The following is a 12,393-nucleotide window of genomic DNA, read 5'->3' on the forward strand; positions in this document are numbered from 1 at the left end:
GTCACCCGGCCGTAGCTCAGACATGTGATCAAGCCCGGATAGCCGCTCTGGCCTACGGCTGGCGTCACCCGGCCGTAGCTCAGACATGTGATCAAGCCCGGATAGCCGCTCTGGCCTACGGCTGGCGTCACCCGGCCGTAGCTCAGACATGTGATCAAGGCGGGTAGCCGCTTCGGACTCCACTCCGCACCCACGTTTCCGCGGGTAGACGGGTTCCTTAATCAACCAGCAGGGTCAGTGCTCTCGAAACAGGCACCCGGCAGCACTGGTGACCAGCTGGACCAGCTGGTCGTCAGAGCTCCCGGGCGCGACAATGCCGGTGGGCACCTCCAGGGAACACGAACAGCCACTGCATGCGGTGGCCGGCCACAGTGCGCAAATCAGTCACGCCACCCGGCTTTCCCGGCCCGCGCGGGTCGGTCGCGGTCGCGGCGGCCGGCTAACCCGGCTCGGTGATCGGGCCGGTCGCGGCGGCCGGCTGACCTGGGTCGGTGATCGGGCCGGTCGCGGCGGCCGGCTGACCCGGGTCGGGGCTCGGGTCGGTCGCGGCGCCCGGGTTCGCCGGGCCGGTGCGGGGCAGGAACGACGCTGCCGCCAGGCCGATCACGCCGGCGGCGGCCACCGAGCACATCGCCCACAGGTACGCCCGGCCCGGCGCCGCCCCGTCCACCCCGGCGACCAGGATCGTGCCGGTGAGCGCCGCCCCGAGCGACGACCCCAGATTGGAGACGCTGCGGGACAGGCCGGAGATCTCGCCCTGGAGGTGTTCCGGGAAGGCGGACTGCACCACGTTCACCGACGGGGTCAGCATCACGCCCAGGCCCAGGCCGATCACGAAGAGCCCGGGAACCATCCCCCACACGCTACCGGCCGTGCCACCGGCCGCGAGCAGCAACGCGATGCCGGCGATCGTGATCAGGAAGCCGCCCATGATCAGGGTTCGCTGCGGGCGGCGCTGCGCCATCCGTTCCGCGCTGAGCGAGGAGATCAGCACACCGACAGTGGTCGCCGTGAAGACCGCGCCCGTCTCGATCGCGTTGTACCCGCGCACCACCTGCAGATACGTCGAGATCACGAAGGACGAGCCCATCACCATGAGCCACTGCGTGTTCTGGGTGACCAGGCCCAGGTTGGAGGTGCGGTTGTGGAACAGCGCGGTGGAGAGCAGTGGTTCACGGCCGGCTCGCTCCTTGGCGCGTACCGAAAGGAAGAACCAGGTCAGCACGAGCGCACCGGCGACCAGCAGGCCGATCATGGCGAGGACGTTGTTGTCGGCCAGCAGGATGCCGTTGACGATCAGGATCAGGCCGAGCGCGGAGAGCACGGCCCCGCCGGTGTCGAACGGCTTGGACTTGTCGGCCGGCAGCGGATCCGTCACGGCCTTGCGGCTGAGCACCACGATCAACAGGCAGATCAGGGCCTGCAGCACGAACGCGGCCCGCCAGTGGATCACGGACGCGACGAACCCGCCGATCAGCGGGCCGGTCACGGCGCCCACCCCGCCCATCGCGCTGATCAGGCCGAACGCCCGCGCCCGGGCGGCGACTCCGGTGAACAGCAGCGTGGTGAGGATGTAGACCGGCGGGATCAGCAGTGCGGTGCCCACCCCCTCGAAGACCGAATATCCGATGATCAGCAGCGGGAGGTTCTGGGCGAACGAGCTGAGCAGCGCGCCGGCGGCGAAGAGCAGCAGCCCGGCGACCAGGCACCACTTGCGGCCCAGCCGGTCGGTCAGCTTGCCGCCGGGGATCATCAGCGCGGCCATCACCAGCAGGAACAGCGTGATGGCCAGTTGCACGCCCTGGACCGTGGTGTTCAGGTCGTCGCTGATGTCGGTGATCATCACGTTCATGTTCGAACCGGCGAAGCTGCAGATGAACTGGGCCAGCGCGAACGCGATCAGCGCCTGACGCAGTTGGGCCGGGAATCGTGCCATCGAGCAACGCTCCTATTTTCTCGTAGTCCAGCGCGGGCCGACCTCGTGCCATTCGCGCTGCCAGGCACGGTCCCGCTGCCGGTCGAGCAGCGCCCGGCCGGCTTTTCCGAGGCCGCCGAGAAGCGCGGCCAGGCAGAGCACCACCGCGCCGGTCACCAGCACCGCGTGCACCATCGGGCTGCGGTCCAGCGGCGGGTCGCGCAGGTTTCCCCGGTCGTCCACCCAGACCGGGGTCCGGTCGCCGCGCCGGCTCTCCAGCTCGACCGGCAGCAGGCCGCTGCGCGGTGTGCCGTCCGGCGCTGTCCAGCGGGCCTGGGCGGTGCGCGGCACGGGGTTGCCGGTCTGGCTGACGGGCTCGCTGACCAGCTCGGCCGTCACCTCGAAGACATGGGCTTCCTCCCATTCCTCGGCGCGGACACCGGCGAGGTAGTTGGACCGTCCGGCCCACCAGCCGAGCCCCGGTGCGGCGGCCAGGAACAGCATGACCAGGGTGAAGATCATCAGACTCTCGATGCGGTCCGAACGCCGTCGCAGCGGATTACCCATGGCGAAAAGCATCGTCACGCCGGATCCCGCCGTCCCCATTCGCAGCGGGTGATTCATCCGTGCCGGACGAGGCCCCCGGGCCCCCGGCCGGGCGAGGCTCGGGGGAACGAGACGACCGAGGCTCGAGGGGACGAAGGGAACCGCATGGCCGGGACGAATCCACTTCGGGTCCGCGTCACCCGCGACACCGAGGAGGCGACCGCATCCGGAATCTACGGCCTGATCGTCGGCGCCGCCGTGCTCGTCGCCTCGCACGCGAAGACCGCGACAGCGGCCGTGATCGTGGAGGTGGTGACGCTCACCATCTACTGGGCCGCCGAACGGTACGCCCGGATCGTCGCCGAACGCATCCACGAGGGCCACCGCCCGACCTGGCACACGGTCCGCCGCCAGCTGACCACCGGCTGGGAGCTCGTCACGGCCTCCGCGCTGCCGCTGCTGGTCCTGGTGGTCGCCCGCCTGGTCGGCACCCGCCTGATCACCGCGGAGATCCTGTCGCTGGCCTGCACCACGCTGCTGCTCTGCGTGAGCGGCTGGCGGATGGGCATGGGCGGCCGTCTCACCACGCTGGAGCGGGTCGTCTCCACCCTGGTGGCCGGCATGTTCGGCGTCGCCATGGTGGTCCTGAAGACACTGCTCCACTAGAAGGCACTGCTGCACTAGAAGGCACTGCTCCACTAGAGACCACTGCCGCGCTGGGTGCGGGGCACTGTCACCACGCGGCCGGTCGTCCAGGCGCCGTCCACCAGGTAACGCTCCCGGACCACGACCTCGCCCTCGTGCACGCTGATCAGGCTCCACGAACAGCCGATCTCGTGCCGGGTCCGCCGGCTGACCGAGGTGCCCGCCACCACGAAGACCGGCCCGCCCGGCGTCGGCACGCGCACGTCGGGCACGTGCGTGTGCCCGGCGAGGACCAGGTCGACCCGGGCCGCGCGGATCGCGGCGAGCAGCCGGTCCCGGCCGACCAGCCGGTCCGGCCCGGTGACCAGCGGCGGGTGGTGCAGCGCCAGCAGCCGCAGGTGGCCGGCGGGCGCGCCGCCCAGCACCCGGGTCACCAGGGCAGCCTGCCGGGCGGACACCCGCCCGTTCTTCCAGCGCCACCGCGGCATCGACTGCAACCCCAGGGCGACCAGACCCGGGACCGTGCGGTCCGGGTCCAGCTCGGCGCCCATCCAGGTCCGATAGCGATGGTACGGACGGAGCGCCCGCCGCCAGCTCAGGAGCGGGACGTCGTGGTTGCCGGTGACCGTGAGCAGCGGTCCGGGCAGCCGGTCGAGCAGATGCCGGGCCCGGCGGAACTCGTCGGTCCGGGCCCGCATCGTGCTGTCCCCGGTCACCACGGTCAGCGCCGGCCCGGCCCGTGTCACGTCGTCCGCGATGCTCTCCACGGCGGCCCGGTCGTGCGCGCCGAGGTGCAGGTCGGACAGGTGCGCCACGAGGACGGGCCGGCCGCTCACACCGCGTCGCGTTCGAGCGGGCAGGTCATGCACCGTGGTCCGCCCCGGCCACGGCCGAGCTCGCCGCCGGCGATGGTGATCACCTCGATGCCCTGGCGGCGCAGGAACGTGTTGGTGGTGACGTTGCGCTCGTACCCGACGATCACGCCGGGTTCGATCGCGAGGAAGTTGCTGCCGTCGTCCCACTGCTCCCGCTGGGCGGCGCGGACGTCCTCGGTGGTCTCCAGGATCTGCAGCTTGTCGGCGCCGACGGTCTCGGCGATCGTGTCGAACAGGTCGTCGTTGCGGACCACGCGCAGCCCGTCCGCGTCGTCGGCGGGGAGCACCGTCCAGGACCGCAGCGGGCTCCGCAGGTACGGGTAGACCACGAAGGTGGCCCGATCGACCATGGTGAGCACCGTGTCGAGGTGCGTCATCGCGGACGAGTGCGGCAGCTCGACCACGATCACCCTGGTCGCGGCGCCGGCCGCGAAGAGGCTGCGGGCCAGGTTCTCCGCCCCCATCGCGGTGGACCGCTTCCCCAGGCCGACCATCACGGCGCCACGGCCGAGCACGTGGATGTCGCCGCCCTCCAGGGTGGCCGGAGGATGCGTGCGGTCGTCACCGCCGTACCAGACGGTGAAGTCGGTGAGGGTGAACATCGGGTGGAAGCGGTAGACGGCGGCGCTGTACACCGACTCCCGGAGCCGGGCCGGCATCGCCATCGGGTTGATGCTGACACCGCCGTAGATCCAGGCCGAGCTGTCCCGCTGGAACAGGTGGTTGGGCAGCGGATCGAGCACGAAGTCGTCGGCGCCGAGCAACTCCCAACGCAGGCTGTTCACGGTGAACCCGGCCAGCTCGTGCTTGAGCACCCCGCCGATCAGGTACTCGGCCAGTTTCTCGCTCTCCGCCTGCTCGGCCAGCCGGCGCAGCGGGCCGGCCAGGGTGGGGCCGACGGTGTCCTCGGTGAGGATCCGGTCCAGCACCCAGGCCCGCGCCCGCGGGATGTCCATCACGTCGGCGAGCAGCCGGCCGAAGTAGTGCACCTTGACGCCGCGCTCGCGCAGCACCTCGGCGAAGGCGTCGTGCTCCTCGCGCGCCCGGCGGGCCCAGGGAATCCCGTCGAAGAGCAGCCCGCGGAGGTTGTCCGGGGTGAGGCGGCTCAGCTCGACACCGGGCCGGTGCAGGATCACCTGACGCAGCCGGCCGGTCTCGGAGTCCACGTGAAAGCTCATCAGGGCCCGGCCGGCTCGAAACGGCCGAGTTCGTCGTCGCCCTTCTGGATCACGCCGTAACTGGACTCGGGCACCGGCTGCCAGGCGCCCTCCAGCTCGCCGAGGGGTTCCGAGACGACCAGCCGGGTCTCGTCGGAGAGCCGGGCCAGCTGCTTGTTGTCCGGGTACAGCCGGTGCAGCGCGCTGGTCGCGGTGCTGTAGAAGAGCGACCGGCTGTGTCCCTCGGTGGAGTACCTGACACACCAGATCCGGTCACCGTCGGTGGTGGCCACTGTCATCTGCAACGGGTCCGGCACCCCGTGGGCCCGGCCGACCGACTCGACCAGTCCCGCCATCCGCTCGATCGCGGCGATCGGCCGGTCCCGCAGGCCGAACGTGAGCGCCAGGTAGAACATCACCTCGGAGTCGGTGGAGCCGACCATCGCCGGGTAGAGGTCCGGGGCGACCGCGAGGATCAGGTCCCGCTTGAGCCGGGCGAAGTCGCGGATCGAGCCGTTGTGCTGCCAGAGCCAGTTCTGGTAGCGGAACGGATGGCAGTTGGTCTGCTGCACAGCCGTGCCGGTGCTGGCCCGGATGTGCGCCAGGAAGAGCGGCGAGACCGTGGACCCGGCGATCTCGCGCAGGTTGGCGTCGCTCCACGCCGGGCCGACGCCGCGCATCAGGGCGGGCTCGGCCGGTCCGTCGACCGGGTACCAGCCGACCCCGAAGCCGTCGCCGTTCGTCGTCTCCACGCCGAGCCGGGAGTGCATGCTCTGGTCGATCAGGGAGAATCGCGGCTTGTAGAGCAGCTCTTCGAGCCGGATGGGCGTACCGGAATAGGCCAGCCAGCGGCACATGGGCATTCCTCTCACGCGACGGGCCATCAGCGTCCCGCCCGATCACCGGGCCGGGCTCACCCCGGAGGGATGACCGGGCCGGCAGCCGGTCTCCTCGAGCGCGCGGCAGAGCAGCCGGTGCACCGCGTCCGCGCCGACCAGCTCCACCGGCACCCGCCAGGACCGGGGGTGGATCAGCACCGGCCGGTTCTGCCAGCCGCCCAGCCCGCCGTGGCAGCCGATCAGGTCCTCGAACGCGGCGACCTCCTGAGACTCCGGATCCCAGCAGCTGTTGATCACCAGGTCGCCGGTGTTCGCCAGGCCGTCGTGCCGGATCAGGTCCTGGGCCGCGCGCGGGCCGTACCCGAGCAGCGGATCGAGCCCGTCGATGTGGCCGTCCCGCAGCCGGCGGCGCCCGTTGCGGCCGAGCACCACGGCGCCGTGCTCGGCGGAGCGGACCATCACCCAGCCGACGCCCGGATGCTCGACGAGGCCGTCGAGCAGCTTCGGATGCCGGTCGTCGATCTGTTCCAGGGTGACCCGGCCGGGCAGCCGGGCGAGGTAGACGAGTGACAGGTTGCCGGAGGACGCGACGACGATCTCCGGGGTGTCCGGGACGGTCTCGGGCTGCGGGGGCGGGGCTTTGTCCGTACCGGAAAGGCTCACGCGCAACGCGTGCGCCCGGCCCTCCTGCTCGTCCTCGCGGGTCGCCACCACCTCGGCGTCGGTGGTCAGTTGCCCGATCAGCTGCTCCAGGCGCAGGCCGAACCGCTGCTCGAACGTGGCGCCCTGGCTCTGCCCATGATCGGAGAGAACCACGAAGAGGTACGGCCGGGGCGCGGCCGCCGCGACCTCCTCCAGCGTGGCGAGAACGCCGTCGATGCCCTCCAGCGAGGCGAGCGACTCCGGGCGGGCCGGCCCGGCGTGGTGCGCGATCTCGTCGTAGTCCACGAAGTCGCAGTAGATCGACGGCGCGCCCTGCATCATCTGCTCGGTGATGATCGCCAGGTTGAGGTGGCGCAGCAGCACGTTGGTGGCGCCGCGCAGGAAGACGTACGAGCCGCGGCGGCGCATCCGGGGCCGCACGTCGCGCAGCCGCTGCCGGCGGGCCTGGTAGAGCTCCTTCACGATCTCGCCGACGGTGAGGATCAGGGAGCGGGTCAGGCCGTACGGGTCGATCAGGTACGCGCCGAGGTAGCGGGACGGTCCCGCCGAGCCGGCCGTGCTCATGGTCAGCAGCGACGTGCCGGCGTCACCGGAGAACACGTTGCTCACGCTCACCCCGCCGCCGGCCAGCAGGCCCCGGCCGTCGGAGCAGCGGGACTCGACGAGGGCGCTGTCCTTCGGGCGGTTCGTCACGACGAGCCGGGCGGACGATTTCTCGTACCATCGGAAAGCCGGAATCTGATCGCTCGCGCCGTGCAGCAGCCCCGCCTGGCTGGCCGGCGTCGTGGCCGGCAGCTGGGCGTGCCACTCGGTGAGCGCGTGGCTTCCGGAGCGCAACCACCGGCCGAGCGTGGGCAGGTTGCCCGCCTCGATCGCCCACCGGGCCAGCGGCGCCGACAACCCGTCGATCTGGATCATCACGACGCCGGGCGTCTCGGTGCGCGCGACGTTCTTCCGGAAGCGCCGGTTGACCCGCAGCAGATGCTGGGTGGCCGGGCCGCTCTGCCCCGCCGTGACGACCCAGAGTCCGATGCTCATCAGAGCGGCACCGAGCCAGGACGCCGCGAACGCCGACCAGAAACCGTCCACGTGCACGTCCGGCGCGAGCCAGAGCGCGCCCCAGACCAGCAGGGCCTGCGTCACCAGCCAGCCGGCCACCACACCGGCCCAGCCGACGCGGGAGAGCAGGCGGACCAGAAGCGGCCGCAGGAGCGCGCCCAGCAGACCGAGAATGATCGCCGCGCCGAGGACCGCCCAGCCGTTCTCCGCGCTGATGCCGGGCATCAGAACGACGGTGGCGCCCAGCGCCAGCGTGCTGAGGATGACGGTGACCACGATGGAGGGCATGCGCCTCAGTGTCGGCACGCTCCGCGGGCCTGACCCCATCCGTGCCGGATGATGCTCGGCCCGGCCCCGGTCGCCGACCATGACGGGGTGACCGAGCCCGATCGCAGTTTCACCCCGGGGAGCGTCCTCGCCGCGGTGCCCCGCAGGCTGCGCCCCGGAGCGGAGCTGATCCTCGGGAACCGGGCCGGCACGCTGCTGCTGCGCATCGCGAGCGAGTTGTTCCGGGTGCAGATCTTCGACCGGTCGATGACGCTCGCCGCGCAGGCCTTCACCTCGATCTTCCCGATCCTGATCATGTTCGGCGCGCTCTTCGGCCACCGGGCCCGGGACCAGCTGAACCGGGTGCTCCAGGTTCCGGACAGCAGCGCGAGGCTGATCGACGAGGCGCTCAGCGGCAGCCGCAACGGCGCGTTCGGCGTGGCCGGCAGCCTCATCGTGATCATCTCGGCGACCGGCCTGGCCCGCGCGCTGACCCGCTCCTACCGGGCGATCTGGTCGGAGCCGGGACGCCGGGGCGCGGTGGCGACCGCCTGGCAGATCGGCGCCGTGCTGATGATGGTGTTCTTCCTGGTCGCCATCCGGGTGCTCGGCTGGCTCGCCGGCATGCTGCCCGCACCGCACGTCACCGGCGTCGTGGTCACGCTGCTGAGCGACTTCGTGCTGGCCGTGGCGCTGCCCCGGATCCTGCTCGGCCCCGGCCTGCCGCGGAACCGGCTGCTGGTCTCCGCGGCGGTCTTCGGGGCGGCGATGGTCGGGGTCCGGGCGGTCGGCTCGGTCTACCTGCCCCGGGCGTTGCAGGCCAGCGCCGATCGGTACGGGACGATCGGGCTGGCCTTCACCTACATCGGCTGGCTGTACGTCATCTCGTTCTGCCTGCTGCTGTGCGCGGTCATCGGCGCCGTCCTGACCTCGCCGGCCACGTCAGAGCAGGCCCAGCTGGCGGGCTAGCACGACAGCTTCGCGGCGTCGCCCCGCGCCCAGCTTCCGGTAGATCGCGCGCATGTGCGCCTTGACCGTGTTCACCGAGATGCCCAGGTTCTCGGCGATCTCGCCGGCGGTCAGCACGGTCGGCAGGTATTGCAGGACCTCCAGCTCCCGCTCGCTCAGCGGCCCGGCGGCCGGTGTCGCGCCGGGCACCGGGACCTCGCCGGTGATCTCCCCGAGCACGGTGTCGCGGGCCGAGCCGCGGGCCTCGCTCAGCCACTGCTGCCGTTCCGCGAGGACCAGCATGCGCGGGGCGCCGAACCGGCGGAACGGCTGCCGCAGCAACTCCGGCTCGGCGTCGGCCAGGGCGCGGGACAGCGCCTCGCCGGCCCGGCCGCCGTGCCCCTGCGCGTCGGCGGCGAGCGCCGTGAGGATCCAGGCGGAGACCGCGGCCACCCGGTCCGAGCCGGCCCGGACCCGGGACAGCAGGGGCTCGGCCGAGGCCTCGTCGCCGACGTCCCGATGGGCGCGGGCCAGGCAGACCTGCTCGGCGGGGAGCAGCGCGGGGACGGGCGGGCGGTGCGCGTACCGGGTGATCACCGTGGCCGGGCGGCCGAGGTCCAGGTCGGCTTCGGACTCGGCGAGCGCCAGCAACCGGCCCAGCAGCGGGGCGTCGAAGTGCGGCCCGGCGTCGACCCGGGCGCGGTGCAGCACGGCGCGTGCTGGGAGCGGCTCCCGGCGGTCCAGCAGCAGCCGGGCCCGGACCAGGGCGACCATCATGGCGGACGCCGCCTCCGGGTTGTCGCCGACCGCGTGCAGCCCGCGGCGCAACGACTCCTCGGCCTCGGTCTCGCGGCCCCGGTCCGCCTCGATCAAGGCAAGGGTCAGGTAGGCGAGGGCGACCGGCGGCCGGGTCCGCGCGTCGATCCGCCGGGCCAGGTCGATCGCGGCCGTCGCGTGCTCGTCCGCGGTGTTCAGCGCCCCCTGCAGATGGACCAGCAGGGACAGGTGCGCCAGCGCGTCGATCTCCACGAGCGGGCTGCCGGCGGCGCGGGCGGCGGACGCGGCGGCCCAGAGGAACCGTTCGGCATGGTCGAGACGGCCGGTCCAGAGCAGACCGGCGCCCTTGTGGCCGAGCATCATGGCCCGGTACTGCAGCCGGGCCGGCACCTCGTCCCAGCGCAGCGCGGTCAGGTCCTCGAGCGCCTGCGCGGAGACCGCGACGAGCCTGGGCATGTCACCCTGGCAGCGGATCACCACGCCGCTCTCCAGGACGATCAGGGCCAGGTCGATCACCGCGCGGAACCGGGCGTCCCGACCGGTCAGCAGCATCCGGGCCCGGGCGATACGCTGCGGCACGGCGGCCATGTCACCGTCCGCGAACGCGCGCAGCGCCGCGCAGAACGCCAGCTCGGCGCTCTCGACGAGCTGCTTCACCGGGATCCGCCCGAGCACCGCCAGGAACTCCTCCCGGTCGGCCGAGGCGAAGAGCTGCAGCCCGCGGTCCACCACGAGCCGGGCCACCAGGGCCCAGTCCCCGCCGGAGGCCGCGTGATTGATCGCGGTGAGGCCGTTGCCGGTGGCGGCGTGCCACTGGGCGGCCAGCAGATGCAGCGCGTGCACCCGCTCCGGCTCGACGGTGGCGAGCTGGTGGCGCAGCGCGGATCGGAACATCCGGTGGTAGCGGAACCACCGGCCCATCCCGATCCGCTCCACGAACAGGTTCGCCTGGGCCAGCCGTTCCAGGGTCCGGTGACCGTACCGCTGCCCGGTGAGCGCCTCGGCCAGCTCGCCGCAGATCCGGTCCGGCACGCTGGTGCGCAGCAGGAACTCCCGGAAGTGCGGCGGCTGTGCGGCCAGCACCTCGCGGACCAGGTAGTCCTCGATCGCGGCGTCGGCCGAGCCGGCCGGCGCCTCCAGCCCGAGCCCCAGCCCGGCGCCCCAGCCCTCGGCGTGCCGGACCCGGTCGGCCACCTCGGCCGGGGACGGCCGGCGGCCCCGCGCGGCCAGCAGTTGCTCCGCCTCGTCCACCCGGAAGGCGAGGGCCTCGGTGCCAATCTCGGTCAGTTCGCCGGAGGCCCGCAGCCGGTGCAGCGGGACGCCCGGTTCGGTCCGGCTGATCAGCACGACCCGCAGCCGCTCGGGCAGTCGCTGCAGCATCCCGGCGAGGCCGTTCAGCACTCGCGGATCGGTCACCTCATGCAGGTCGTCCAGGATCAGGACGGTCACCGCGGGAAGGCCGGCCAGTCCGGCGAGCAGCCGGTTCGGGAAGCCGGGCTCGTCGCCGGGGAGCGGGCCCGCCTCCGGCAGTCCACTCGCGCCGGCGGTGGTCAGCGCCATGACCAGGTCCGACCAGAACGCCGCCGGCTCGTTGTGCTGGCTCTCCAGCGTGAGCCAGGCGACCGGTCCGGAGTTCGAGCGGGTGCTCGCCCACGAGGCGGCCAGGGCGGTCTTGCCCCAGCCCGGCCCGGCACAGATCACCGTGACCGGGCGGCGCACGCCCGCGTCGAGCGTCTCCGCGAGACGCGGCCGCCACAGCACTCCCCGATCGGTCCAGGGACGCGCCGACCGGACCCGCTGAGCCATCGCCACTCGCTGAGAAGGAGCATCACTCGACATATCGGGCATACCTTCACCACCCCCGATCGGCACGGTGCAAGCTCCGGCGCCCCTCCGCGACAGGGGCGCCCGCTACCGTGTCTCGTTCGCCAAGCCGTTCCGGGTCGAACGCGCCGACCAGCCGTCGGCACATCGAAAATACGAAGCGTCACCCTTCGCGCGGGTTCTATTACGATGTAGAACCCAGAGTGCGACCTAAGAAATCACGCAGAGTAACGCATCGGTGAACCGCTCACCGCAACCGAAGCACAGGCGGTACGCACGCAGCAACCCTTCGTGTCGATCGACTTTCTTGATTTGCAAGTTGCATGTTCAGCGACTGTGCCACAAATTCCCCGCCTCCCTCTCGTCCGCTACGAGTGATGTGCGCTCCCGCCTCACCGGCTCTGCTGGGTACACCGAGGAAAGGGGTTCGCACCATGTCGAGCAGTTACGCAACGGAACGCCCGGCGAACACCGGAGCGGCGCCGGACACCACCGGATGGATCGGCCTGGTGGTGTTCGCCGGGATCATGATGCTCATCCTGGGCGGCTTCCAGATGGCCGAGGGTTTCACCGCCCTGTACCGCGAAGAGGTCTACCTGGTCTCCGCGGACGGCCTCCTCTTCCAGCCCGACTACACCACCTGGGGGTGGGGACATCTGATCTTCGGTTTGATCACGACGGCGACCGGCGCGGGCGTCCTGTTGGGACAGACCTGGGCCCGGGTCACCGGCATCGTCATCGCCGGCATCGGAGCCCTGATCCACTTCTCCTTCCTGGCCGCCGCGCCGGTCTGGTGCTCCATCCTGATCTGCATGGACGTTCTGGTCATCTACGCCCTCGCCGCGCACGGGCGGGACGTCCGGCGCAAGCACTGAGGC

Annotated in this window: 10 protein-coding genes; 3 read left to right on the forward strand and 7 right to left on the reverse strand. The window is 71.7% G+C overall.

Going from position 1 to position 12,393, the window contains the following annotated elements:
- Positions 1-439 precede the first annotated feature (439 nt).
- Both AB0F72_RS36180 and AB0F72_RS36185 read right to left on the reverse strand, forming a co-directional pair.
- Positions 440-1,936, reverse strand: a complete 1,497-nt coding sequence (locus AB0F72_RS36180; RefSeq protein WP_360441526.1) for an MFS transporter — start codon at positions 1,934-1,936, stop codon at positions 440-442.
- A 12-nt stretch (positions 1,937-1,948) separates the two neighbouring features.
- Complete coding sequence (locus tag AB0F72_RS36185) at positions 1,949-2,494, reverse strand: hypothetical protein (protein ID WP_360441646.1); 546 nt, start codon at positions 2,492-2,494, stop codon at positions 1,949-1,951.
- A gap of 132 nt (positions 2,495-2,626) precedes the next feature.
- Here AB0F72_RS36185 and AB0F72_RS36190 point away from each other — a divergent pair, with 132 nt between their 5' ends.
- Positions 2,627-3,127 carry a hypothetical protein gene (locus AB0F72_RS36190; protein WP_360441529.1) on the forward strand — a complete coding sequence of 167 codons (501 nt, stop codon included), beginning with the start codon at positions 2,627-2,629 and terminating at the stop codon, positions 3,125-3,127.
- A gap of 32 nt (positions 3,128-3,159) precedes the next feature.
- Here AB0F72_RS36190 and AB0F72_RS36195 read toward each other — a convergent pair whose 3' ends face one another.
- The 4 genes from AB0F72_RS36195 to AB0F72_RS36210 are packed head-to-tail and all read right to left on the reverse strand — an operon-like array spanning position 3,160 to position 7,987.
- Positions 3,160-3,942, reverse strand: a complete 783-nt coding sequence (locus AB0F72_RS36195; protein ID WP_360441532.1) for a metallophosphoesterase — start codon at positions 3,940-3,942, stop codon at positions 3,160-3,162.
- Entirely contained in the window at positions 3,939-5,147 is a 1,209-nt protein-coding gene (locus AB0F72_RS36200; protein WP_360441535.1) for an arginine deiminase, read from the reverse strand. The genes AB0F72_RS36195 and AB0F72_RS36200 overlap by 4 nt, the downstream gene beginning before the upstream one ends.
- 11 nt (positions 5,148-5,158) lie before the next feature.
- Positions 5,159-5,995 carry a class II glutamine amidotransferase gene (locus tag AB0F72_RS36205; protein WP_360441538.1) on the reverse strand — a complete coding sequence of 279 codons (837 nt, stop codon included), beginning with the start codon at positions 5,993-5,995 and terminating at the stop codon, positions 5,159-5,161.
- A 42-nt stretch (positions 5,996-6,037) separates the two neighbouring features.
- The gene (locus AB0F72_RS36210) at positions 6,038-7,987 is read right to left on the reverse strand and encodes a phage holin family protein (protein ID WP_360441541.1); all 1,950 of its coding nucleotides are present in this window, start codon (positions 7,985-7,987) and stop codon (positions 6,038-6,040) included.
- 87 nt (positions 7,988-8,074) lie between these two features.
- Here AB0F72_RS36210 and AB0F72_RS36215 point away from each other — a divergent pair, with 87 nt between their 5' ends.
- Entirely contained in the window at positions 8,075-8,935 is an 861-nt protein-coding gene (locus AB0F72_RS36215) for a YhjD/YihY/BrkB family envelope integrity protein (protein ID WP_360441544.1), read from the forward strand.
- Here AB0F72_RS36215 and AB0F72_RS36220 read toward each other — a convergent pair.
- Positions 8,909-11,497: a LuxR C-terminal-related transcriptional regulator gene (locus AB0F72_RS36220; protein ID WP_360441547.1), complete on the reverse strand. Its 2,589-nt coding sequence runs from the start codon at positions 11,495-11,497 to the stop codon at positions 8,909-8,911. The two genes, AB0F72_RS36215 and AB0F72_RS36220, sit on opposite strands and share 27 nt — an antisense overlap.
- 452 nt (positions 11,498-11,949) lie before the next feature.
- Here AB0F72_RS36220 and AB0F72_RS36225 point away from each other — a divergent pair, with 452 nt between their 5' ends.
- A complete protein-coding gene (locus AB0F72_RS36225; RefSeq protein ID WP_360441550.1) occupies positions 11,950-12,390 on the forward strand; it encodes a hypothetical protein in 441 nt (146 codons plus the stop codon).
- The last annotated feature ends 3 nt before the right edge of the window (positions 12,391-12,393 follow it).

The sequence above is a fragment of the Actinoplanes sp. NPDC023936 genome (assembly GCF_040639325.1).
Lineage (GTDB): Bacteria > Actinomycetota > Actinomycetes > Mycobacteriales > Micromonosporaceae > Actinoplanes.